Here is a 24,155-nt window from a genome sequence, read left to right as displayed (position 1 = left end):
ATTTGCTGCATTACTGATCTGGTGTGCGGAAAGGCTGACAAGCCTATAATTGAAAATGCATTGGTTCGGAAATGGTCGGTTGCGCAACTGCCCGAAGCAATCGAGTTTCGACAGTTGCAGCACCATGGCGGGGGTTCGCCTTGCGCTCGAAGCGTTCCTTCTGGTTTAAAGAAATCTGTTGGAACCAATCAGCTATGGGAGTGTTGGATCACCGATGGCCGGTTCGAGTTTCAAGCGACAGCTGTTGGTATATGCCCAACTTTTCTTCGGCATGGCCCTGTTCGGTACAGGTACCCCGTCAGCCAAGATCGTGTCAGAAGCCTTTCCCGTGTTCCTCGGACCCTTTCTCCGTCTGACAGTAGCGGCCCTGGCATTGACGCCCTTTCTCTTCATCTACCGGAAACAACTGTCCCAAATATCCCGACAGAACTGGATCAAGATCGTCGTAATCGGCGGTGTGGGCATCGTTGCCTTCACGCTGTTCCTGCTCTACGGCATGCAACGCGTGAACGGTGTGGTCGGTTCGGTTGTGATGAGCCTGAGTCCTGCGGCAATGGCCACGGCTGCCTTTATCTTCATGGGTGACAGCTTGGGCTGGCGCAAGCTTCTGGCCATTACGCTGGCCATCGCTGGTGTGCTCGTGATCAACGTATCGGGTCAGTCGATACAGTCCTCGGGATGGACATTGGTCCTTGGCAGCGTACTGGTTTTCTGTGCGGTCGCCAGCCAGACGCTTTATTCGATTCTGGGCAAGCAGATGATACGGGAACTGAGCCCTGTCGTGGCCTTGCCTCTGATTGTCTGGGTCGCAACGTTGCTCTTTGCCGGGCCAGGCCTTTATCAGGCGACAAGCTTCGACTTCTCCGAACCTTCGCTGAACGCTTGGATCGCGCTGGTCGTCTGGGGCATGGGGCCGCTCGCAATCGGAACGTTGATCTGGTTTCGCGGGCTGAGCCAGATATCGGCAAGCACGGCCTCGGGCTACATGAGTGCAATGCCCGCATCGGCGTTGGCTCTGTCATACCTCTGGCTCGGGGACAAGTTCTACCCGGTCCACCTGGTCGGCTTCGTACTCGTTTTCGCGAGCATCGGGCTAGTGACCTGGGCGCACCGCGTCAAGGAAGCAAGCCAGGAGGGCAAGCAAAGTGCGGCAGATAGCAACAGCTGTGCCCTGCCGTGTTAAACGCAATGGACCCTAAGGCCGGATGGTTGTTGTCAGGGAAAACGACACCGGGTACCCCGTGCGGACCTAGGAGGTCTCATGGACGCGACTGCCCTTTGGATGAAAGTGGTGCGGTCGGTTCTCCAAGTTAGGGCGATAGCCATCAAGCGATGTCATGCTGGTCTAGAGAACTGAAAATGTAAAAAAGGGCGCCATGAGCGCCCTTCTCTGAAGACTTTTCTTTCGCTTCAATCGCCCTGAGGCGCAGCTATAGCCTAGTGTTTCATGAAGCTGATGTCACCGACCATACCGGACTCACGGTGTCCGGGCACGTTGCACGCAAAGCCCAATTCAGTCTTTTCGCCGAAGGTCCAGGTTACTTTGGCCTTTTGACCTGGCTCCAAAAGAACGCTGTTGGCATCGTCATGCATCATGCCAGCCTGCATCATCTTGTCATGGTCGATTTTGTCGACCGTCATCATGCCGGTGTCCATCATCTTCATCATCTCGTCCATATGGCCCTGCCACATTTTTTCCGTGCCGAGATTGAATTCATGCACGAATTCACCGTCGTTGCTGACCACGAAAGTGATGGTTTCCCCTTCCATGATCTCAATGTTCGACGGGTCGAACGCCATCTCGGTCATGCTGACTTCGACAACGCGATCCGCCTTTGCCGGGTCGCCAGGTTGTCCCATCATGGCTGCGTGTCCATCACCGTGACCGTCGTCGTGGCCTGCCCCTGCGAATGCCGCTGATGTTGTTAGAGCGAACACGACGCTTGTGATCGTTTTGAGATAAGGTTGCATTTCAGTTTCCTTGTATTGGTCGAGTATAGAGTTCTGGGTTGAAATCAGACCGCTCGTCGCGGAGGTGGCGGGTCAAACACTGGCGTGAAACGGTTCGCCACCAAGGAAAACTTCAGCGGCTTCACGTCAAAGACACGTTGTGTTTGGGTGATATTTTTCTGTTGGGTGCCAATTGCCATTAAGGAACAGGCCATGCCGGGATGACAGTCTTCTGATTGGTCGGTTTCGCCATATTCATGATGCGCCGAGGCGTTGGCTTCTGATGCAATGTGCACGTGCTGGAAATCAGTTGTCCCAAGCGACATCTCTGTTCCGCCTGAAAGAACGACCGAGATCGCAAATATGGTGAGGCAAGCGATAAGGATTACGCCCGAGCGTCGCGTCAAGTTCATCAGAAAACCCCATTTTCCTTCTGAAGCGCGCGCACATAGGCGGTGATCGCTTTCACGTCGGCGTCTGTCACGCCGTCCACCGGCGGCATGTTTCCGAAGCGCCAGTGATGTGATCGGACGCCATTCTTCGCCGCCATCACGAAGGCCATATCCGAGTGATGGTTGGGTTCGTAAATCTTGTGCACCAGAGGCGGTCCCTTCCCTTCACGACCCGCTGCATTGGCCCCGTGGCAGACTGCGCATTTCGCGTTAAAGGCGCGCTCTCCCATTTGTGCGAGGGACGCCAAGTTGTCCGGCAGTTTCACCTCGACGATGGGCGCACCTTCAGCAATACCCGACATGTCGGGCGGCGTCATGGAATGCCCCGTCTGACTTGGTGCAGGACGCATGACCTGCCATAGAAGCGCACCGCTCCCGACGACCAGAACTCCGGCGATGATCCAACCAAGTTTGCTCATGTTGCAGCGACCATTTTAAATGTGGCGGGAACAACCGAAGCGACGACGCTCCGTAGCTCATAATATTTGAACGATGAGCTTTCGCGATGGAATTGGATTGGCTGTTCAAATTTCTCGAGCCATGGCTCCTGCGAAACGGGGTAGTGAACGTCGTTACACTTGAGCTTTGTTTTTGAAAGGAACCGGGACCGTTCAGGCGAACCCTTTGGTAAATGTCGCATATCCGGCCTCAGACTAACCCACCATTTGTCGGAGGGGGCTATGTTCCAGCGCTGGAAGGTCAAGAAAAACCAACATCTTAGGGGCTTAATTATTGTAACGAAATGTATCCTTGATCTTTGTTGGCAATCGCGCTTTTTTAGCCACGAAAGGGTACGGGACGTATGCGTTTTTTCAGATTTACACGAATGGCTCATATTCTGTCGCTCATCGTCTTGATGGTAGCGGCCATGCCGTTTGTCGGACCTGAAGCTGGCTCGCCGCAAGAAGATTGGAGCCACGTTGCCGCGATGGACGTTCGTGATTGTGACGCACATCTTGTGTCGGACGATACTATCCCCGGTTGCCCTGGTATGATGGTGCATTGCGTCACTTTTTCTAACGCCGATCATGCACTACCCGAACCGAAGCTCTTTGTCGTGCACGTTTATCATGGGTCTCGCGCGGTCGACGCAGAAGGCTTGAAGCCGGAAGCGTCTTCGCCCCCTCCGCGAGTCTGAACGCGCTTCGATTCTCATCCCTGCATCTTACGGCTCAGGTTTCCGGTCTCGTCCAAATAAGAAACGGCGTGAACGTGTGAAGGGCTCCCCTGTTCGGGTGGTCCTGAAACACCTCGGGTACTCGCGGGATCACTTCTCAGAAGCTACTCGAGGTCTGCCTTGATCGGGCGAACCTTCGACTCAATCATCACAAAGGAGAAGAGTATGCAACTCTTCAAAGCAAAACAGTGCGCGCTTTCCGATACAGCGCTCAGTTCGTCGGAACATCTGGCAAAAGGTCTGTCCCGGCGTCAGTTCGGTTTGACTGCGGCTGCCGCGCTTGCCATGCCGACGGCATTGCGCGCGCACGGATCGCCAAAGATCACATCGAAAGGAACCTATGATATCACTGTCGACCGGGTTCGGATCGACACTGGGAACTTTCGGAAAATGGGCGTCGGTTACAACAAGAGCCAGATTCCAACGATCCTGCGGTTCAAGGAAGGCGAGGAAGTCACCATAAACGTGACCAATAACCTTCGCGAGAGCACCTCAATTCATTGGCACGGGCTGATCCTGCCCTTCCAGCAGGACGGCGTTCCCGGTATCAGCTTCAACGGTATCGCTCCGGGTGAAACCTTCACTTACCGGTTTCCGATCCAGCAGGCTGGCACTTACTGGTTCCACAGCCACTCGGGCTTTCAGGAACCCGATGGCGCTTACGGTGCCATCGTGATCGAGCCGCGCGACGGTGAACGGATTCGGACGGATCGCGATTATGTGGTGCAGCTGGCCGACAAGCACCCGCATCCGGGCAGCCGGATCATGCGGAATCTCAAGAGGATGCCGGATTACTACAACCGCTCGCAACGCACATTGCAGACCCTGATCGAGGACTCGCGTCAGGACAGTCTAAAAGCAGCCCTCAAGGATCGCGGTATGTGGGGCCGGATGCGAATGATGCCGACCGACATCGAGGATGTGCAGGGATTTACCGCCTTGATCAATGGACGAAGCACATCACAGAACTGGACAGGGCTGTTCCGGCCCGGTGAGAAGGTTCGTCTGCGGATCGTCAATTCTTCGGCCATGACCTATTTCGACATGCGTATCCCGGGCCTGAAGATGACCGTGGTCCAGGCTGATGGCAACGACGTCAAGCCAGTCACGGTTGACGAATTGCGTGTTGCCGTGGCCGAGACGTATGACGTCATCGTCCAGCCGCGAGAGAACAAGGTCTATAGCATCATTGCCGAGTCAATGGGGCGCACCGCCCTGGTTCGCGGGACGCTGTCACCCAGAGAGGGCTATGCCGGGGCCGTGCCACCGCTCCGGCCCAAGCCTTTGCTCACCATGGCCGACATGAGCGGGATGATGGGCGGCATGGATATGGGTGACCACGTCATGCAGAACGCGGGCGGCATGCAAGACATGACCGGTATGGACCATTCGGCCATGCAGGGCATGGACCACTCCAACATGGGTTCCGCGACCGCCCCGGCAGCGCAGGCTATGGACAATTCAACCATGAAAGGCATGGACCATTCCAAGATGGAGATGTCGGCGCAACCTGCGATGAAAGGTATGGATCATTCCGGCATGGCGATGTCAGACGGAGGTGATCCGTTCTACGCACCTGGTAGCGGGCTGACACCCAAAGCCTATAATGGCGGAAAGTTCTTGTCCTACAAGGATTTGCGCGCCGCACGCCCGCTCTATCGGAATCGTGCTCCGTCACGCACCATTGAACTCCGTTTGACGGGCAACATGGAGCGTTACATCTGGTCGATCAACGGAGTGAAATACGACGATGCCGACCCAATCGTGCTGAATTATGGCGAGCGGGTGCGTATCCGGTTCATCAACGAGACAATGATGGCGCATCCAATGCACCTGCATGGGATGTGGTCGATCGTCGATACCGGTCAGGGCGCACGTAACCCCATCAAGCACACGGTGAGCGTCCAGCCCGGCACCACGACCGATATGGAGGTCGAGGTCGATGCCCCCGGACAATGGGCCTTCCATTGTCACCTCTCCTACCACGCCGACGGTGGCATGTTCCGCAAAGTCGTGGTCAGAGGGCGCCCAGCCTGAGCCAGTCAATATAAGGAAAAGCATGATGAAACGTTTCAAACTGGCCGGACTAGCCGGCCTCCTTCTACCCTTGGCTCAGGTTGCGCAGGCCGAGCCGCTGATCTGGGGTTTTCAAGCGGAGCAGTTCGAATATCGCGCGATGGATGGCGAGGATGCCTTCGTCTGGGATTTTGATGCCCTTGCGGGGTCGGATGAGCTAAAATTCGTCTGGCGAAGCGAGGCGGAACTCGGTCTGACATCGGATGATTTTGAGAAGCTGGAAAATCAGCTGCGTCTGCAGTTCCCGATCTCGACGTTCTTCGACGCCGTGGTGGGAGCCTATGCGGACACGCCTGATGGCGCTCCCGACCGCTACGCTGGCGTGGTGGGCGTCAAGGGTCTTGCACCGCAGTGGTTCGAGATCGATGCTGATCTCTTTGTCTCCGATCACCCCTTCTTCCGTTTCGAGGCAGAATATGAGGCGCTTCTGACCAATCGGCTGATCCTCACGCCGAGTATCGAAATCGATCTGCCTCTCAAGGATGATCTGGCGCGTGAACGGGGCGCGGGCGGTGCGGTTGTCGAGCTCGGGGCACGGCTCAGCTACGACGTTATCGACCGCGCGTTCTCTCCCTATATCGGCGTCAACTATGAAGCCTCGTTTGGCGACACCAAGGATATTCTCCGCGCCAATGGCGACGATACGGATGCATTCTCGATCGTGATCGGTACGCGTCTGATGTTCTGAAAATTGGCCGCCCCGGTTGAAGGCCGGGGCGGCCCGAAGATGCTTTTCTTCCCAGAAGATGCATCGAAGTTCAAACAACCAAACTGAAAAGGAGACCATGATGGGCGGTAAGGGACACGCAGGTCACATGCCACAGAGCGGACGAGGCATGGCAATTTCCGCTTGGTTAACGGGCGTCTATTTCGTCATCGAGCTGGCAATCGGCCTCTGGACCGGCTCCATTGCTGTGATTTCGGATGCGTTCCACACCTTCTCCGCTGTGGGAGGCGTCCTTGTGGCCATCATTGCAGCACGACTTGCCCGCCGTCCGGCAGATGAGGATCGCAGTTTTGGCTGGTATCGCGCGGAGATAATCGGCGCGCTGGTCAATGGCGGGTTCCTGCTTGCCATGGCGATCGTGGTGATCGTTATGGCGGCAATGCGGCTGGGATCTCCTATTGATCTGCCGACCGGTCCAATGCTGTGGGCAGCGGCTGGCGGCCTTGTGACCGAGTTCATCTCGCTCGGGTTGATCTGGAAGCAGAGCCAGAGCGATCTGAACGTCAAGGGTGCGCTCTGGCACATCATCCAGACCTTCGTTGGGAGTCTGCTGATCATCATCACTGCACTGGTCATAAAGTTTACCGGTTTTCTGCTCATCGATCCAATTCTTGGTATGGCTTTTGGCTTCGTTTTGGTTTGGGCAAGCTGGGGGATTCTGCGTGATTCCATGCACTTGCTCATGGAGGGTACCCCGGGCGATGTAAGCCTTGGCGAGGTCACGCGGAACCTGGAGGCGGTGGATGGCATTGCGGACGCACATCACGTCCACGCGTGGGCATTGACCAGCGGCAAATATGTCTTTTCGGCTCACCTGCGTGTCGGTCAAGGGGCCGATCCGCAGGAGACACTGAAGACAGCCCATAATATGTTGCGCAAGCGCTTTGGCTTCTTTTTCATCACCTTGCAGGTCGAAGACCGTTGCATTGATGAAAGCGGTGCAGAAGCCATCGACATAACTTCGGGCGAGAACCACAATCAGGCCTGACCGCACCCGATGCGCATCTATGACTGCCGGGGTGCGAGACCCCTGGATTAATTGGGCCGCTTTGCGCGTCGCCTAGCCACGCTCTTAGCCAGATCGGAAACCGGATATGAATACTATATTGCTTCTCCTTCTGATCACCTTGTCCGAGGCGACGATCGGTGTCTTCGTCAAGCTGACCGACGGCAGAATCCCGATTCAGACGTTGAATTTCTACGCGATCCTGACAGCTGCCGCCTTCCTGATGCTCGCGCTGCCGGCCGCCACAGGCCGACCGATCCGCCTGCCCTGGGGGAATTTGAAAGACACCATTGTCATCGGTGTTCTTATCGCGACGCAGATCAGTGTCTTCAACTACGCCATGACGCTGGTGCCGATCGCCAATGCCGTCATTTTCTGGAGCGTGGCACCCTTCTTTACGTTCATATTCTCGGCGATGTTCCTCGGCGAGAAGGCAGGCTTCGGCCACGTTCTCGTTTTCGGTATCGCCATCGTCGGCATCGTGCTCGCCAAACCCCTCTCAGGTGGATACTTGATCGGCAATCTCGTCGCGCTTACCGACGGCGCGATCTATGCGGCGATGATCACCTACATGCGATACGAGGGTAAGTCAGAGACGGGCAACGATATCGCGTGGTCGATGCTGACGGCGGCTATTGTCCTCTCGCCGGCGCTGTTGATCTACGGCACCGGAGATGTGCTGGGCATGGCGGAAAACAAGAGGCTGGGCATCATCGTACCGGCTGGTGTATGGGCGCTGGCGCTTGGGTTGGTATCTACGGGATTTGCCTATTTCGGAATCTCTATCGTCCTAAAGACGTTAAATGCGAACGTCTATTCCCTCGTCGACATCATCGTCTCACCTGTCGTCGCGAGTACACTGGGTTTTTTGGTCTTTGCCGAGGTCCCGGCCAAGGGCATGATCTATGGTGGCGCGCTGTTGCTTTTGGCCGGGTTTCTGCTGACGCGGATGATGACCCGTGACCGGCCCGATATAGCGGCCCATCCCTGTCAGTGCGCAGAGTGACACGCGCTGTGGAGCTGGACGAGTAAGGCCGCTGCCACGCCCCTCGCTACCTACCAGATCGCTAAGCCGTTTAAGCAGGCGATTGGTCAGCTCTGTGATGTTGGCCCGCTGTGCACGTTCTCACTGGCGCTCGGTGAAGGCGAGGCCCGGCAATTGTGGGGGTTCAAGAAAAGCCAGTTTGGTCATTCGGATTCGAGTGCCAGAGTTGTTTTTGGAAGCGCGAATCAAATCCGTGTGAGGAACTTCTGCCCAGCATTTCGATACAAAACGTTACACCAAAGTCTGGAGGCACCAGCTGACACGGGCCTTTGTAAATCATACCTCGGGGTGGTGATTCAGCAATAAAGGAGATCACCATGTTTCGACACTCATTTCTCGCCCTGTCGGTGGTAGCTGCAACCGCGCTCGGTGGGGCCGCTTATGCGCAAAACGACCATGGTCATGGTTCCAAACCCAAACCCGCCGGAGGTGGAATGATGATGCAGGGCGACGGCTCCGGCATGATGGGCGATATGCCCGGGATGGGCGACATGCCCGGCATGATGAAGATGATGATGAAGATGCACCGCATGCATGGCGACATGATGGATGGCGGCATGATGGGCGGCCACGGCGGCGGCATGATGGGCGGTGCCATGATGCCGATGCTCGACGCCGATGGTGACGGCAACGTGACGCCGCAGGAGATGCGGGAACAGCTGCAGGCCAAACTGTCCGAATATGATAGCGATGGTGACGGCACGCTGTCCATCGCCGAGTTCGAGGCGCTGCACAGCGCGATGATCCGCGAGAAGATGGTCGACCGGTTTCAGCATCTGGACGCGGATGGAGACGGCGCCATCACCGGCGATGAAATGACCGCCCCGGCCAAGAAGATGGAGCGCATGAAGAAGATGCGTTCCGGCATGGGCCAGATGCAGCAGGGCCAAGCTGGCAGCGGCCAGGGCATGGGCTCCGGCATGGGCAATTCCGGCGGCACCGGCAGCAACTGAGGATAGCGGCGCCGGCCCCCGGGCCGGTGCTGTCGCCACTCCCGAAACAGGAAATCGACATGATGGGTTTTGGAATGGGCGGCCTGTGAATGCTGCTCATCTTCGTATTGGCTGTGCTGGGGGTCTTGGCACTGGTTAAATACCTGTCCAAGTGAGCGAAAAGGCAATCGCAATGAGTTATACCTATGATCGCACTCTGCAAGGTGCCGATATCGACGAAGCGGAAGCGCGAGTCCGTGAGGCGCTGGCCGAACAAGGCTTTGGCGTTCTGACCGAAATCGACGTCAAGGCGACGATGAAGAACAAGATTGGTGCCGACATGGCGCCCTATCGCATCCTCGGGGTCTGCAACCCGGACATGGCGTACAAGGCCATCGAAATCGAGCCGCGCGTCGGCGCGATGCTGCCCTGCAATGTCGTCCTTCGAGACGTCGAAGGCGGCACCGAGATCAGTGCCATCGACCCGGTGGCATCCATGCAGGCCATCGAAAGCAATGCGCTGCACGGGGTCGCGGGTAAAGTTCGTGACATGATGCGAGCAGTGGTCAACGCCGCCTGACGGCGCGTCGGCATCAGACCTTGACCTTCTAGCTGCTGGAATCCCTATGGTTAAATGGAACCGCCGAATCGACCAGTTAAAATGGGGTACCCGCAAGATGACAACCGACGAAACCCGGACCTGGACCCTTGTCCGAACGCTGGGGCCGAGCGCCGTCGGGGCAGGGCTGTTCCTCGCCTTCGCGCCGGTGCACCTGCTGGTGAGCGAGGACGTCTCGGTGGCGATCGCGGCCCTGACCTTGGCCCTGATCGGGGGGACCTATATCGGCTTCGGCGCGTCCGACGGTGCCACACGGATCTTCTGGATGGAGCTTGGCGTCGCCATCTTCTACGCCATCATGGCGCTGGCCGGCTTGCTGTGGTCCCCGCTCGCGCTGCCGCTCGGGCTGGCGGCGCATGCCGTCTGGGACCTGCTGCACCACAACGGGGCGTTCGGCGCGCCCGTGCCGAAATGGTACATCCCCTTCTGCGTCGTCTTCGACCTGCTCGCCGCCGCGTTCTTTCTTGTACTTTATCTGGAATGAGGCCCGTTTGTTGGCGCATGGCATCCCCGTCCGAACCATCGTGAAGATCGCCGTGGCGACCGTACTAATTGCGGCCGTCGCGGCGCTGTTTCTCGGCCCACTCTCCGGGCTCGTCGAAAGCCTGAGCGGCGAACGGGTCTCGGCCTGGGTGAATGCCGCAGGTGCATGGGGGCCCACCGTCATCATCCTGCTGATGACGGTCGCCATCGTCGCGACGCCGATACCGAGCGCCCCCATCGCCCTCGCGGCGGGTGCGGCATATGGCCATACGATCGGCACCATTTACATCGTCATCGGGGCCGAGCTGGGCGCGATGGTGGCTTTCGCGCTGGCGAGGCTCCTCGGCCGGGACGTTTTGACCAGGTGGCTCGGCGACAGCGTGGACAGGGGGTGGCTGGGCTCGCAGAACGCGCTGACGTTCACGGTGTTCGCCAGTCGGCTGATGCCCTTCATCTCGTTCGATATCGTGAGCTACGCCGCCGGGCTGAGCTGCCTCCACTTCTGGCGGTTCGCCCTCGCGACCCTCGCCGGAATCATCCCGGCCAGTTTCATCCTGGCCCATTTCGGCAACGAAGCGGTCAGCGGCGAGCCCGGGCGGGCCGCCTGGGCGGCCGTCGGACTGGGCGTGCTGACCCTGACCCCGCTTGTCGTCGTGGCAATCAGGGAGCAGCGCCGTAAGGAGGCAGCGCATGACTGACCCGCGCACATCACCGCAGCAACCCGCGCCGTTCCACTGGAGGACGGTGCGCTGGTGCCTGAGGCGGGAACTGCGCCGGACCTGTCGCTGGCATCTGGCGAACCGGACGCTTTACGACGAGGACGGCGGCACGATGCGCTGGCTGCGGCAGGACAGGGACAGGTTTCTCGAGACTTTGGACCGGGTCGTTGAAGAGATGCGGGAGATCGCCGGGCTGCACGCCCTCCCCAACAGCGGAAGCCGTCTGATGGTCGAACTCGCCGTCTATACCCTCGCCGCCGATGCGGCGCTGCGACGGCACGGGGTCGGAACGGATTGCGCGCATTCGGTCGTGGCCGATATCGGTTGGGATCTCTACAGCCGCATGCTGCGCCTGTCATCGCTACCTGCGCGGGTCGTCAGCCGCAATCCCGGACGCAGGCTGCGCTGGACGATTCGAACCCTGCTGGTTTTTCCGTTCCGCCCGGTCGGCGCACCCGGCTACGAAACGCGCGTCTTCCGGGAGGGTGACGACCTGCAAACGCATTTCACCCATTGTCCTCCGCAGAGTTTCGCGCGCAAGGTGGCGACGCGCCGCGCGGACCCCGAACTGCTGGAGGCGTTCCGACAGAGCTGGTGCCTCTATGACTGGCCCGGCGCGGATATCATCGCCGGCGACGGCCGGCGGGGACACTACCGCAGGCCCAGGACGCTCTCGGCCGGTGATCCGGTTTGTGACATGTGCTGGCGCGCGCGCGGCGCGAGGCCGTCGGCCCGATCCGGCGATACCCATGATCAGGCGGAGGCATTGAAATGAAGTCGGAATACAAGGCGAACAGCATCACACTGGCTGGCGCGATTGCGATGGGCACGGGCGTGATGATCGGAGCGGGCATCTTCGCGCTGACCGGGCAGATCGCGCAGCTTGCCGGACCGCTCTTTCCGCTGTCGTTCATCGCGGGTGCGCTCGTCACCGCGTTCAGTGCCTACACCTATGTCAAGATGTCAAATGCCTACCCCTCGGCCGGCGGCATTGCGATGATCCTGCAAAAGGCCTATGGCCCCACGACCATCGCCGCGGCCGCCGCGCTTCTGATGGCGTTGTCAATGGTCATCAACGAAAGCTTGGTGGCACGGACCTTCGCCACCTACCTGCTGGAAGGCATGGGGCTCAAGCGAACGGGATGGGCCGTGCCGGCCCTCGGCGTAGGGCTGATCGTCTTTTCCTATTTCATCAACGCGGCAGGCAACCGATCCGTTGGCCTGTTCTCCATCGTCATGGCCATCCTGAAGGTCGGCGGCATCGCGTTGTTCGGCGCGGCCGCGCTCTGGGCGGGTGGCGTCTCGTTCGAGGCGGCGACGGACGGTCAATCGACACAGATCGGCGGTTTCGTCGCCTCCGTAGCCCTGTCGATCCTGGCCTTCAAGGGGTTCACCACGATCACCAACAGCGGGGCGGAAGTGACCGACCCAAACCGCAATGTCGGCCGGGCGATCATCGCCTCCATCGGCATCTGTGTGATCGTCTACCTTCTGGTCGCCTTCGCCGTCGGCTCCAGCCTGACCCTGGAGGAGATCATCGCGGCCAAGGACTATGCGCTGGCCGAGGCCGCAGGGCCGACCTTGGGCCGGACGGGCTTTTACCTGACGGTTCTTCTGGCGATCGTCGCCACGTCCTCGGGTCTGATCGCGAGCATCTTCGCGGTGTCACGCATGCTGGCCATGCTGACGGACATGAAGCTGATCCCTCACAGCCATTTCGGAATGAAGGGTGCGATCCGCGATCACACCCTTATCTACACGGTGGTGATCGCGGGCTTCCTGACCGTATTTTTCGACCTAAGCCGGATCGCGTCGCTGGGGGCGTTCTTCTACCTTGTCATGGACATCATCATTCACTGGGGCGTGTTCCGCCATCTCCGGCACGAGATCGGCGCCGCGGGGGCCGTCCTGGTGACAGCGATCACCCTGGATATCGTCGTGCTGTCGGCCTTCGCGGTGCTGAAATGGCAAAGCGACCCGCTGATCGTAGTAATCTCCCTCGTGTTGATGGCAGCTGTCTTCGCCTTTGAACGGTTCTACCTGCGCCACCTGCGGGACGGCGATGCCCACCATGACTCTCACGCTAAAACCTAGAAGGACAAGACATGCTGACCGCTGCTATCCCGTTCCCGGATATCGGCACCGAACTTTTTTCGGTCGATATCGGTGGCTTTCACCTCGCGCTGCGCTGGTATGCGTTGGCCTATATCGTAGGTATCCTCATCGGTTGGCGGCTTTGCGTCCGGGCGGTCAGGCGGGCTGCGCTGTGGCCGGAGTCGGGACCGCCAATGACCGCGAAGCAGCTCGAAGACTTTCTGACATGGGTGATACTGGGGGTGATTCTTGGCGGGCGCCTCGGCTTCGTCCTGTTATACCAGCCGCAATACTACCTGCAAAACCCCCTGGAAATCCTGATGGTCTGGCAGGGCGGCATGTCGTTCCATGGCGGCTTTCTTGGCGTAGCGATCGCGGCGATTGCATTCTGCATTCGGGAAAAGAGCCCGATGCTTGGTACGGCAGACCTTCTTGCGCTTGCGACACCTCCGGGCCTCTTTCTCGGGCGCCTCGCCAATTTCACCAACAACGAGCTTTGGGGACGTCCGACGCAGATGCCCTGGGGCGTGATCTTTCCCGGCGATATGGCCCAGGCCTGCCCGGGGGTTGAAGGACTGTGCGCAAGGCATCCCTCACAGCTCTACGAGGCGCTTCTCGAAGGCTTGGTGCTGGGCATCCTGCTGCTGGTTCTGGCATGGCGAAAAGGTTGGCTAAAAAGGCCCGGCGCCCTTACGGGAATATTCCTTGTCGCCTACGGCCTGTCCAGGGCCTTCGTCGAGTTCTTCAGGCAACCGGACATGCAGTTCGTGAGCGTGGGAAACCCAGTTGGGCATGCTCTGCATTTCGGAGACTGGGGTCTGACCATGGGGCAGGCGTTGTCTTTTCCGATGGTCCTGATCGGGTTGGGACTGATCTGGTGGGCTTTCAGACCGCCGACACGGAACGCCGCGCAGAGGGTGGACCGAACCGCCTGACCTTCCGGTCGGCCGGTGTCGGTGTTGGCTCGGGGCGCGGCTGCCCCAGCCGCCCGCCACCCCGCCGGTGGTGCTGTGTTCGCCCTCAGTCCGCCTCGGCGATCATCGTCCCTGCGCGGCCTTGCAGCATGGCAAGCGCATCCTCCAGGCGGCCGACGCAGGCGAAACGGTTTCGGCCCGAGACAAAAGTCGCGGCGGCGGCCACCTTGGGTGCCATCGACCCGTCGGGCAGATCGAGATGCCCGGCGTCTTCCGGCGTTATCCTGTCGATGGCCGATTGCGCCTCGGTGCCGAAATCGCGAAACACGGCCTCGACATCCGTCAGCAGCAACAGCGCGTCGGCGTTCAGCTTGTGCGCCAGAAGGGCTGTCGCGTGATCCTTGTCGATCACCGCCTCGATCCCGATCAGCGATCCGTCCGGCCGACGGACGACCGGAATGCCGCCGCCACCTGCACAGATCAGCGTCACATCCTGCTCGAGCAGGAGCTGAAGCACCCGCAAATCCGGAATGTCCATCGGCATTGGTGAGGGGACGACACGCCGCCAGTGCGCACCATCCGCGGCGATGCTCCAACTCCGCGCCTGCGCAAGCCGTTCGGCTTCGGCCTTGTCATAGACCGGGCCGATGAACTTGGTCGGTCTGGCGAAGGCAGGGTCTTTGGGGTCGACCTCGACCTGGGTCAGCAGTGTCGCGACCGGGCGGTCATGGCCCAGGGCGTTCTCGAGCTCCTGCTCTATGAGATAGCCGATCATGCCGTCGGTTTCCGCCCCCAGCACATCCAGCGGGAACACCTCATCGGGTTTGTAGGCGGCACCCTGAAGTGCCAACAGGCCGATTTGCGGCCCGTTGCCATGAGTGACAACCAGTTGGTGGCCGGCCTCGATGATCTGTGCCAGCGATGCGGCCGCGGTGGCGACGTTGGTGCGTTGGGTCTCCGCGGTCAGAGGTTCGCCACGGCGCAGAAGGGCATTTCCCCCGAGGGCTGCAACGACAAGCATGGGCTAGTTTCCCAGCGTGGCGACGAGGACTGCCTTGATGGTGTGGAGCCGGTTCTCGGCCTGGTCGAAGACGATGGAGGCCGGGCTTTCGAACACCTCCTCGGTGACTTCCATCGCCGTGATGTCGAATTGGCTGGCGATTTCGGCACCAAGCTCGGTCTCGGCATTGTGGAACGCCGGTAGGCAATGCATGAATTTGGTGTGCGGATTGCCGGTTTGCGCCATTACCTGCTTTGTCACCTGGTAAGGTTTGAGCAGTTCTATTCGCTCAGCCCATTTTTCTTTTGGTTCGCCCATTGAGACCCAAACATCAGTGTAAATGAAGTCGACGCCCTGCGTAGCGTCGTCTACCGCATCGGTCAGCATTAGCCGAGCACCGGTTCGATCAGCAATTTCTGTGGCCTCGCTGCGTATTGCTTCCGTTGGCCAGAGGTTTTCCGGCGCACACAAACGCACATCCATGCCCATCTTGGCCGCACCGATCAGCAGGCTGTCGCCCATGTTGTTGCCCACGTCGCCCAGAAAGGCAAAGGCGACCTGACCCAGCGGCTTGTCCGAGTGCTCCTGCATGGTCAGGAAATCCGCGAGGATCTGCGTCGGGTGGAACTCGTCCGTCAGCCCGTTGTAGACCGGCACGCCGGCATATCTCGCGAGTGTCTCGACAATGGGCTGGCCGAAACCGCGATATTCGATCGCGTCATAGACCCGCCCCAGAACGCGGGCGGTATCCTTCACGGTTTCCTTCCTGCCCAGATGCGACCCAGAAGGACCAAGATAGGTGACATGCGCGCCCTGATCGTGGGCCGCAACCTCGAAGCCCACGCGGGTGCGGGTGCTGTCCTTTTCGAAGATGAGCGCGATTTCCTTGCCGGTCAGGCGCGGGACCTCGTAGCCGCCGTATTTGGCGGCCTTGAGATCGGCTGAGAGCTTCAGCAAAAAGGCGATCTCCTGAGAGCTGAAATCGCGCAGCGTCAGGAAATGGCGGTTTCGCAGATTGTAGGACATGGGGTCTCCTTTCGTCAGATAGGGTCCCGAATGGTGGGGCAACTCATGCAGTGGCTGCCGCCACGCCCCCGGCCAAGCTCGGCCCCGGGAATGGCCAGCACCTCGATGCCGGCCTTTTCGAGTGCGGCATTGGTATCGTCGTTGCGATCGTAGCCGATGACGACCCCCGGCGAGAGTGCCAGCACGTTGTTGCCGTCGTTCCACTGCTCGCGCGACTGCTCGGCCAGGTCGCTGCCGCCCGTGGGAACGAGGTTCAGGCGCTTGAAGCCCAGGATTTCGGCCGTGATCTCGAACAGGTGCCGGGCATCCCGCCGGATATCGAGCGGCGCCTTTCCTTCGCCGGGGCGCAGGTCATAGCAGGTGATCGCGTCAGCCACTTCCTTGAACGTGGTCACGACATCCCCCCCGCAATGGGTAAAAACGGTATCAAGATGCATCGCCGCGCGCGACCGCGGCATCTGACAGGCGATGACGCGCTGCACGTCGCCGCTGGCGAATAATGCCTCGGCAAGCTGTCCGACAGCCTGGGGCGTCGAGCGTTCGCCCATACCGACCATGACCACGCCGTGCCCGATCGGCATGATATCCCCGCCCTCCAGCGTGGCCGCACCGAAATCCCGCGTCGGATCACCGAACCAGACCCGCACCCGATCCGTGAATGTCGGATGGAACCGGTAGACGGCGGCCATGAGCAGCGTCTCGGGTCGGCGTGCCGCGAAATGCATAGGGTTCAGTGACACGCCGCCATAGACCCAGGCAGAGTTGTCGCGTGTGAAGATGAAATTCGGTAGTGGCGGGAGCACAAAACCGTGCTGCCCTAGATAGCTACCGAACATGCCTGAAGGGGTGAAGGGTAGATCATCTACCGTGAACCCGCCAACGAGGTAGCGAGCAAGTTCTTCTCCGGGCAATTCTTCCATCCAGGCGCGCAGGTCGTCACGCATGCCGACCCCCACATCGTTACGAGTGATGCGGTGGTCCAAAATCCAGGCCCGCGCGTCTTCGACGTCCAGAGTCTCGGCCAGCAGGGTCATGGCGTCCAGAACCTCGACCCCCCTCTCGCGCATGATCGCCGCGAAGACATCGTGATCGCGGATCGCCTGCTTGACCCAGAACACATCGTCGAACAGCAGTTCCTCGCGATTGTCTGGGGTCAGGCGCCGATGGGCTAGGCCGGGTGGCGAGACGATAACCTGCCGCAGCTTGCCGGTTTCAGAATTTACGCCAAGGGCATGATCTGTCATTGATATTTTCCTTTGGATCAGAGGGTCGCGGCAACGCTGAGCGCGGCCATGATGAAAATCGCGAGCATCAGCAGAAGCGGCCAGACGAACACCACCCAGCGGTCGAAGGATACGCGGCCGATCGCCAGACCGCCAATGACGACGGCCGAGGTCGGCGTGATCAGATTCACAAGGCCGCTCGCCGATTGATATGCTGTCACCACAAGATCACGGCTGACGCTGGCAAAATCCCCCAGCGGGGCCAGAATTGGCATCGACAGGACCGCGAGCCCCGAAGAGGACGGCACCAGAAAGCTCATCCCGATCTCGATCCAGAGCATCAGATTTATGAAGGCTATCTCGGATAGGCCACCCAACGTTTCTGCAGCGCTGTTGAGGATGGTGTCGGCGATCAGGCCCTGTTCCATGATCACAACGATTCCGCGCGCCAAGCCGATCACCAGCGCCACGCCAAGCAGGTCTTTCGCCCCGTCCACAAAAGCAGAGGTCAGTTTCTTCTCCCCCATCCGCGCGACCAGGCCTACGACGATGGCCATGCCGAAGAAGAGCGCCCCCATCCGTGCCATCCACCAACCCTGGCTCGACACTCCCCAGATCATCACCGCGAAGGTGGCGAAGAAAAGGACCAGCACCAGCTTCTGAGTTCCTGTCAGCTTCGGTTCGGTGAATTCGGCATCGTCAGCGCCCAGAAATATCCGACGATGTGCATCGTGCTGCTTGGCGACCACCGAGCGGGACGGATCGGCCTTCACCTTTGAGGCGTAGCGCATCACGTAGGCGATGCATGTCAGAAGCCCGCCGATCAGGATGACCAGCCGCAACGCCATGCCCTGGGTAAAGGGTATCCCCGCCGCGTTAGATGCGATTACGGTTGCAAACGGGTTGATCGTGGAGCCGAGGGTGCCGATGCCCGCCCCGATCAGGATGATCGCGACGCCGGTAACGGCGTCAAATCCCGCGGCTATGACTACCGGGATCAGCAGCGCATAAAAAGCCAGTGTTTCCTCGGCCATACCATAGGTCGTGCCGCCCACGGCGAACAGTGACATCAGGATCGGGATCATCCAGATCTCGCGCCCCTTCATGCGCCCCATGGCTGTTTGGATACCAGTATCGATGGCTTTGGTGGCGTTCACCACACCCAGAAACCCGCCGAGCAGGAGCACAAACAACGCAACGTCGATCGCATTGGCCGCATAGCTGTCCGGATCGTAGAACCCGGCGACGGGCGCAAGCATCACATCGACGAAACCCTGCGGATTGGGCTCGACCGTCTGATAGGTGCCCGGCACCGCGATCTCGCGTCCGACCTCTTCGTTCATGGCCCGGTCATACTGGCCCGCAGGGATAATCCAGGTCAGCGCCGCGACAACAATGATGAGCCCGAACAGGATGGAATAGGCGGTGGGAAACCGTGCCGCCATGCCATCTGCCTCGGGCTTCGAATGGGTGTTCAGATCACTCATCGGTTTTCTCCCTCCGTGTTCATTGAGTGGAGTCTTGCGTGGGTCTCAGTGCCGGAACGAAGGCAGGTACACTGGCTGCGTAGGCGTCGAATTCCTTTCCGAACGCGGCCCGTGTCTCGCGCTCTTCCGCGCGGGCCAGCCGCACATACATCCAGATAAGCACCGGATACATTGCCAGTGTTAGCAGTGTGGGCCACTGGACCAGAAAGCCGGTTAAAACCAGAACGAAGCCGACATATTGCGGATGACGCACGCGCGCATAGGGACCGCTGGTGGCCAGCCTTCCGCTCCTTTGGGCATGATAGAGCACGCGCCATGCGGCTGAGATCATCCAGAAGCCGAGACCGATGAAGACGAAACTGAGGATGTGAAACGGGCCGAAATGCGGGTTTGCCTGCCAACCGAAGAGCATTTCCGGCAAATGTCCGGCGTCGTGCGAAAACCAGTCAATTCCCGGGTAGGTCGTTTGCAACCAGCCGGACAACAGGAAAATCGTGAGAGGGAAGCCGTACATCTCAGCAAACAACGCCACTAGAAACGCACTGAAGGCCCCGAAACTGCGCCAGTCGCGCGCCGTTTGCGGCTTGAAGAAGCTGAATGCAAACATGATGAAAATGGCCGCATTCAGCAGGGCAAAAAACCATAGCCCATAACCAGGTTCGTGCATCATGACTTGTCACCCCCACCATGACCACCGTGGCCACCGTGCATGAAAACATGCATTACAACACATCCCAGAAGGAGCAGCGCGAGAAACCCGTTGCCTCCGAAAATGTGGACACGGTGTTCGAACGCGAGTAGGGCCGCACCGATCCCGAGAGCAATCAAGAGGTAGATGCCCGTGCGGGACTTCCAGAAACCCTTTTCGCGATTGTCGTGATGATTGTCCTGATCATGATGCTGCTCTGTCATTTGGTCTGGCCCTACTCAGGTTGAATGGTGGAATTGTCCGCGATAAGCGGTTCAGAATTTCAGTCGCCGCAGCCGAAGCGAGTTCACAACGACCGATAGTGAAGACGCGCTCATGGCAAAGGCGGCGAAGATCGGTCCGATCAGGATACCCAAGAATGGGTAGAGCACGCCGGCCGCGATCGGCACGCCCGAGGCGTTGTAGATCAGCGCGAAGAACAGGTTTTGGCGGATGTTGCGCATCGTGGCCTGGCTCAGCTTCCGGGCGCGCACGATGCCGTCAAGATTGCCCTTGACGAGGGTGAAGCCCGCGCTCTCGATTGCGACGTCTGCGCCGGTGCCCATGGCAATGCCGACATCGGCCTGTGCCAGCGCCGGGGCATCATTGACCCCGTCTCCCGCCATCGCGACTTTCCGACCCTGCTCCTGCAATTCCTTGATGATCCGGGCCTTGTCCTCGGGAAGGACATCGGCACGGATTTCGTCAATGCCAAGGCGGTTCGCGACGGCCTGCGCGGTGCGCTCGTTATCGCCGGTGGCCATGATGATGCGGAACCCCAGTTCGTGCAGCGCCTTGAGTGCGGCGGGCGTGGTCTCCTTCACCGGGTCGGCCACGCAGACCAGCCCGGCGATCGTACCGTCCAGCACAATGAACATGACGGTCTCACCTTCGTCACGCCGCGCATTGGCGGCATCCACCAGCGCACCGCTGTCCAGCCCCATGTCGCGGATCAGAGCCGCATTGCCGAGTGCGACCGATTTGCCATCGACCCGCCCCTTAACTCCCTTGCCGGTGACGGCCTCGAAGTCCTCGGCCTTGGCGAAATCCACGCCGCGCTCCTCAGCGCCGCGCACGATTGCCTCGGCCAGCGGGTGTTCCGACCCGCGTTCGAGCGAGGCGGCGAGGCGCAACACCTCAGCCTCGTCATGGCCGTCCTCGGGCAGCACCGCGACCAGTCTTGGCTTGCCTTCGGTCAGGGTTCCCGTCTTGTCCACGATCAGCGTGTCGACCTTCTCGAATCGCTCCAGCGCTTCAGCGTTCTTGATAAGCACACCCAACTGCGCGCCCCTACCCGTCGCAGTCATGATAGACATTGGCGTGGCAAGGCCAAGCGCGCAGGGGCACGCTATGATGAGCACCGCGACGGCCGATACAAGGCCATAGGCCATGGCCGGGTCTGGTCCCCAGATAGACCACGCAACGAAAGACACGATGGCGATCGCTATGACAGCCGGCACGAACATGCCTGCCACCTGATCGGCATATTTCTGGATCGGCGCGCGGCTGCGCTGCGCATCGGCGACCATTTGAACGATCTGGCTGAGCATTGTGTCGGCGCCGACGCGCGTGGCCTCGATCACGAGGCTGCCGGTGCCGTTGATCGTCGCGCCGGTGACGGGTTCGCCTGCGACTTTCTCGACGGGAACGGGCTCGCCGGTGATCATCGACTCGTCCACCGACGAGCGCCCTTCGACAACGACCCCATCGACCGGCACCTTGTCGCCGGGCCGGACACGCAGGTGATCGCCCAGTTGCACCTGGTCGAGTTCGATCTCTTCCTCGGTTCCATCGGGGCGGATCACCACCGCTGTCTTCGCGGCCATGTCGAGCAGGGCGCGGATCGCCTTTCCGGTCCCTTCGCGGGCGCGCAGTTCCATAACCTGGCCCAGAAGAACCAGCGTTACGATCACGGCGGCGGCTTCGAAGTAGACTCCGACATTACCGTTCTCGTCGCGAAAGCCCTCGGGGAATATCTGGGGCGCGACGACCGCGAGGATACTGAACACATAGGCCGCGCCCACGCCCATGCCGATGAGGCTGAACATGTTCAGGTTCATCGTCCGGAAGGAATGGTAGCCGCGCACAAAGAAAGGCCAGCCCGACCACAGGATGACCGGCGTCGACATTACCAGTTCCAGCCAGAGAGATGTGCGTTCCCCCAGCAGTTCCTTGAAAAAGGTGAAGCCGACGAACGGCCCCATCGCAAGGATCAGGACCGGGATGGTGAGGACGGCACCAACCCAGAACCGCCGGGTGAAGTCGACCAGTTCGGGGTTCGGGCCTTCGTCCTCTGCGCTGACGGTCGCGGGCTCCAGCCCCATACCGCAGATCGGGCAGGAGCCAGGGCCGGGATGCCTGACTTCGGCGTGCATCGGGCAGGTGTAAATCGTTCCGGTGTAGCCTTCGGGCACGGTGTCGTATTCACCCCCCTTGACCCCCACGGTCGCGGCCCCGTGGGCGTGACTGTGACCGGAGTGATCATGGCCGTGGTGGGCGTGGTCCATGGACTCGCCCTCGGGGGCCAGGAACATGCCGCATTTCGGGCAACTACCTTCTTCCGTGCTGCGTATCTCGGGGTGCATCGGGCAGGTGTAGACCGTCCCGGCGTAGCCTTCCGGAACTGTGTCCAAGGTTTCGTGGCCTTCGGTCTTCCTGGCTGGTTGGCTTTTGCTGTCGTTCATCTTGCGTCCTTTCCTGTCCCGTTCCGGCGAGATGCTGTCTATCGCCGGACCGAGAACTCGAAAATGTGCCGGCGCCCGGCGGAAATCAGGTGTCTTCGCTGACCCGTATTCAGACAGGCGTGTCTTTCAGCTTTTCCATCTGCCGCGCCGCCCCGTTCCTCGGTTGCAGTCGATGCCGGGGCGGGTCGGACAATATCGGCACTTCACGCTCCTTTCTTTGCCGAAAAGAAATTGAATGTCGGCACGAAGATCACGGCGATATACCAGCCATAGGCAAAGCTCTCGACCAAGCCCAAAACGGCGCTGGACCAGCTGATCCAGGTCACGCCGGGCAGCAGCGGCAGCCAAGCCTGATACATTGTGGCACCGGGAAACACGAGGCCGAAGACAACGCACAGCAGGAAGCTGACCGCCAGCAGGGTCCCAAGCGCCATGCCTATGGGAACAATGCGAATAGATGCGAAATCCGACATGATTTCTCCTTTCAAACCACTTGGAGCGATCCTGTTATAGAGGTGGATGCACCCACAGACGCGCGAGTGTCACGAGGTTTTCTGTATCGTTTTGTCGCAATAACCCTCGAGGAAATCGGCCGTTTTAGGATGCCGGTCGAGGAAAATCGGGATGGCAATTTCGCTATTTCGCAGCGAGCGAGATGAGTGGATTAGAAGCAGGGTAGAGAGCCCTACAATTGCGCTTAGCGTAATCATGACTGTGATCTCCTTTCATTGCCGAATTACTGGCCTGACCTTCTCGCCATGTAAGGTTTCTTCGCGATTAGCTTCAGGTTTTGCTGCAACAGCATCCCTTGGACCGTGAAGCAGTCGCCCGGGCCACGGGCTTGACATCGGCGGCCAAGGTGACGGAATTACTGCCACAGCACCCGCCAGATTTTGGGCTTTCGGTTTGAGAGTTTTCGCTTTGGGTGGTTTTCTGGTCCATTTAGGCCTCCTTCAATTAAGGTTTCAGATCGGAGACGCCCACCACGACCTTCCATTACAGGGAGAACTGTAGATTTCGCGTATTTTCTGCTAGATCATGCAATTCCAACCTTCAGCAGCAGATCGGACCCGAGACTATAAGGCGGAAAATCGAGGTTGCGCGGTGCGGGACCTTTTCGAATTCGGCCTGATAGATCGTAATGCGATCCGTGACACGGACAGAACCACCCGCCGAATTCTCCAACGCTGGACCCATCTTGACCGATCGGCACACAGCCAAGGTGCGTGCAGATGCCTATCACGATCAACCACTCGCCAGCTTCATCGGCCGCTCGGTTCCCGTCAAGGGCAGGCAAGGGTTCACTGATATTGGGATCCCCCTCGCTGTCATCAATCGGATCAGGAAGATCATCAAGCAGTGTGGCCCTTGCCTTTGCGACGGTCTCAGGCGTGCGACGCCAAATGAAGACTGGCTTGCCAGCCCATTTAACGGTTATCCGCGTCCCCAATTGTACGCCGGTCAAATCTACGGCAATCGTTGACTGACTGATCACATCGGCCGAGGGGTTCATGGAATCGACCAATGGCCAGACCGCGGCCCCTCCGGCAACTGTTCCTGCTGCTGCGGTTGTATAGTAAAGAAAGTCGCGTCGGTTGGTAGCTTCTACACGGTCAGCAGTTTGTTGTAAAAGGGCATCGTGCTCTCCTTCGCTTGCCTTTGGTCGGTTCCGCGACAATCAGAGGCCTCGTGGCGGCCCTGTTTCTTAGCTGCCAAGGCGTCAATCTGGCGGCTTTGAATCGCTCTTGTGGTCTGCAAAATTCTGTTACGACGTCTGGAAATTCAGCAGCAGCTCACAAGTTCGGTCGCTATGTCGCGACGTAATCCGGCAGAGAGATACGCGCCGTCTATGG

At 59.6% G+C, this 24,155-nt stretch carries 24 protein-coding genes; 12 read left to right on the top strand and 12 right to left on the bottom strand.

Annotated features, from left to right (window positions below; genetic code table 11):
* Positions 1–214 precede the first annotated feature (214 nt).
* Positions 215–1,183 (top strand): DMT family transporter, encoded by a 969-nt coding sequence (locus tag ROH8110_RS12260; protein WP_085818081.1) that lies wholly within the window; start codon positions 215–217, stop codon positions 1,181–1,183.
* Between the two features lie 254 nt (positions 1,184–1,437).
* On the opposite strand, the gene ROH8110_RS12255 is transcribed toward ROH8110_RS12260, so the two are convergent.
* Genes ROH8110_RS12255 through ROH8110_RS12250 form a run of 3 tightly spaced genes read right to left on the bottom strand, consistent with a single transcriptional unit; the run spans position 1,438 to position 2,821 of the window.
* On the bottom strand, positions 1,438–1,971 hold the full coding sequence (locus tag ROH8110_RS12255) for a cupredoxin domain-containing protein (protein ID WP_085818080.1): 534 nt from the start codon (positions 1,969–1,971) through the stop codon (positions 1,438–1,440).
* A gap of 44 nt (positions 1,972–2,015) precedes the next feature.
* Positions 2,016–2,363, bottom strand: coding sequence for a hypothetical protein (locus ROH8110_RS18520; protein WP_139837414.1), 348 nt, complete (start codon positions 2,361–2,363; stop codon positions 2,016–2,018).
* The gene (locus ROH8110_RS12250) at positions 2,363–2,821 is read right to left on the bottom strand and encodes a c-type cytochrome (RefSeq protein WP_085818079.1); all 459 of its coding nucleotides are present in this window, start codon (positions 2,819–2,821) and stop codon (positions 2,363–2,365) included. Before ROH8110_RS12250 ends, ROH8110_RS18520 begins: the two co-directional genes overlap by 1 nt.
* A gap of 1,043 nt (positions 2,822–3,864) precedes the next feature.
* Here ROH8110_RS12250 and ROH8110_RS12245 point away from each other — a divergent pair.
* The 11 genes from ROH8110_RS12245 to lgt all read left to right on the top strand — a co-directional run bounded on the left by ROH8110_RS12245 (position 3,865) and on the right by lgt (position 14,215).
* Positions 3,865–5,616 carry a copper resistance system multicopper oxidase gene (locus tag ROH8110_RS12245; protein ID WP_371931092.1) on the top strand — a complete coding sequence of 584 codons (1,752 nt, stop codon included), beginning with the start codon at positions 3,865–3,867 and terminating at the stop codon, positions 5,614–5,616.
* Positions 5,617–5,641: 25 nt separating this feature from the next.
* The gene (locus ROH8110_RS12240; RefSeq protein WP_085818077.1) at positions 5,642–6,343 is read left to right on the top strand and encodes a copper resistance protein B; all 702 of its coding nucleotides are present in this window, start codon (positions 5,642–5,644) and stop codon (positions 6,341–6,343) included.
* 148 nt (positions 6,344–6,491) lie between these two features.
* Positions 6,492–7,370: a cation diffusion facilitator family transporter gene (locus tag ROH8110_RS12235; protein ID WP_176236607.1), complete on the top strand. Its 879-nt coding sequence runs from the start codon at positions 6,492–6,494 to the stop codon at positions 7,368–7,370.
* A gap of 106 nt (positions 7,371–7,476) precedes the next feature.
* On the top strand, positions 7,477–8,394 hold the full coding sequence (locus ROH8110_RS12230) for a DMT family transporter (protein WP_085818076.1): 918 nt from the start codon (positions 7,477–7,479) through the stop codon (positions 8,392–8,394).
* Positions 8,395–8,750: 356 nt separating this feature from the next.
* On the top strand, positions 8,751–9,386 hold the full coding sequence (locus ROH8110_RS12225) for an EF-hand domain-containing protein (protein ID WP_176236606.1): 636 nt from the start codon (positions 8,751–8,753) through the stop codon (positions 9,384–9,386).
* Positions 9,387–9,558: 172 nt separating this feature from the next.
* The gene (locus tag ROH8110_RS12220) at positions 9,559–9,945 is read left to right on the top strand and encodes a DUF302 domain-containing protein (protein WP_085818075.1); all 387 of its coding nucleotides are present in this window, start codon (positions 9,559–9,561) and stop codon (positions 9,943–9,945) included.
* A 97-nt stretch (positions 9,946–10,042) separates the two neighbouring features.
* Positions 10,043–10,468, top strand: coding sequence for a DUF6010 family protein (locus tag ROH8110_RS18825; RefSeq protein ID WP_085818074.1), 426 nt, complete (start codon positions 10,043–10,045; stop codon positions 10,466–10,468).
* The gene (locus ROH8110_RS18820) at positions 10,458–11,165 is read left to right on the top strand and encodes a TVP38/TMEM64 family protein (protein ID WP_370738118.1); all 708 of its coding nucleotides are present in this window, start codon (positions 10,458–10,460) and stop codon (positions 11,163–11,165) included. The genes ROH8110_RS18825 and ROH8110_RS18820 overlap by 11 nt, the downstream gene beginning before the upstream one ends.
* The gene (locus ROH8110_RS12205) at positions 11,158–11,961 is read left to right on the top strand and encodes a hypothetical protein (protein ID WP_139837412.1); all 804 of its coding nucleotides are present in this window, start codon (positions 11,158–11,160) and stop codon (positions 11,959–11,961) included. Before ROH8110_RS18820 ends, ROH8110_RS12205 begins: the two co-directional genes overlap by 8 nt.
* On the top strand, positions 11,958–13,280 hold the full coding sequence (locus ROH8110_RS12200; protein ID WP_085818072.1) for an APC family permease: 1,323 nt from the start codon (positions 11,958–11,960) through the stop codon (positions 13,278–13,280). Before ROH8110_RS12205 ends, ROH8110_RS12200 begins: the two co-directional genes overlap by 4 nt.
* Before the next feature lie 11 nt (positions 13,281–13,291).
* Complete coding sequence (gene lgt / locus ROH8110_RS12195) at positions 13,292–14,215, top strand: prolipoprotein diacylglyceryl transferase (protein ID WP_085818071.1); 924 nt, start codon at positions 13,292–13,294, stop codon at positions 14,213–14,215.
* Between the two features lie 85 nt (positions 14,216–14,300).
* Here lgt and arcC read toward each other — a convergent pair whose 3' ends face one another.
* The 9 genes from arcC to petA form a co-directional block, all read right to left on the bottom strand.
* Positions 14,301–15,215, bottom strand: a complete 915-nt coding sequence (gene arcC, locus ROH8110_RS12190; protein ID WP_085818070.1) for a carbamate kinase — start codon at positions 15,213–15,215, stop codon at positions 14,301–14,303.
* 3 nt (positions 15,216–15,218) lie between these two features.
* Positions 15,219–16,220 (bottom strand): ornithine carbamoyltransferase, encoded by a 1,002-nt coding sequence (gene argF / locus ROH8110_RS12185; RefSeq protein WP_085818069.1) that lies wholly within the window; start codon positions 16,218–16,220, stop codon positions 15,219–15,221.
* Positions 16,221–16,234: 14 nt separating this feature from the next.
* A complete protein-coding gene (locus ROH8110_RS12180; protein ID WP_085818068.1) occupies positions 16,235–17,464 on the bottom strand; it encodes an arginine deiminase in 1,230 nt (409 codons plus the stop codon).
* A 17-nt stretch (positions 17,465–17,481) separates the two neighbouring features.
* Positions 17,482–18,930 carry a YfcC family protein gene (locus ROH8110_RS12175; RefSeq protein WP_085818067.1) on the bottom strand — a complete coding sequence of 483 codons (1,449 nt, stop codon included), beginning with the start codon at positions 18,928–18,930 and terminating at the stop codon, positions 17,482–17,484.
* A 19-nt stretch (positions 18,931–18,949) separates the two neighbouring features.
* Positions 18,950–19,600 carry a methyltransferase family protein gene (locus ROH8110_RS12170; protein ID WP_199861181.1) on the bottom strand — a complete coding sequence of 217 codons (651 nt, stop codon included), beginning with the start codon at positions 19,598–19,600 and terminating at the stop codon, positions 18,950–18,952.
* The gene (locus tag ROH8110_RS12165; RefSeq protein WP_085818066.1) at positions 19,597–19,842 is read right to left on the bottom strand and encodes a DUF2933 domain-containing protein; all 246 of its coding nucleotides are present in this window, start codon (positions 19,840–19,842) and stop codon (positions 19,597–19,599) included. Before ROH8110_RS12165 ends, ROH8110_RS12170 begins: the two co-directional genes overlap by 4 nt.
* 51 nt (positions 19,843–19,893) lie before the next feature.
* Complete coding sequence (locus ROH8110_RS12160; protein ID WP_176236605.1) at positions 19,894–22,302, bottom strand: copper-transporting P-type ATPase; 2,409 nt, start codon at positions 22,300–22,302, stop codon at positions 19,894–19,896.
* Positions 22,303–22,505: 203 nt separating this feature from the next.
* Positions 22,506–22,775, bottom strand: a complete 270-nt coding sequence (locus ROH8110_RS12155) for a DUF5676 family membrane protein (protein WP_085818064.1) — start codon at positions 22,773–22,775, stop codon at positions 22,506–22,508.
* Positions 22,776–23,338: 563 nt separating this feature from the next.
* Positions 23,339–23,980: a ubiquinol-cytochrome c reductase iron-sulfur subunit gene (gene petA, locus ROH8110_RS12150; protein ID WP_085818063.1), complete on the bottom strand. Its 642-nt coding sequence runs from the start codon at positions 23,978–23,980 to the stop codon at positions 23,339–23,341.
* Positions 23,981–24,155 lie beyond the last annotated feature (175 nt).

It is taken from the genome of Roseovarius halotolerans (genome assembly GCF_900172255.1).
Taxonomy (GTDB): Bacteria; Pseudomonadota; Alphaproteobacteria; order Rhodobacterales; family Rhodobacteraceae; genus Roseovarius; species Roseovarius halotolerans.
Note: the sequence above shows the minus strand (reverse complement) of the source record. Positions and strands in the feature narration are given on the sequence as shown.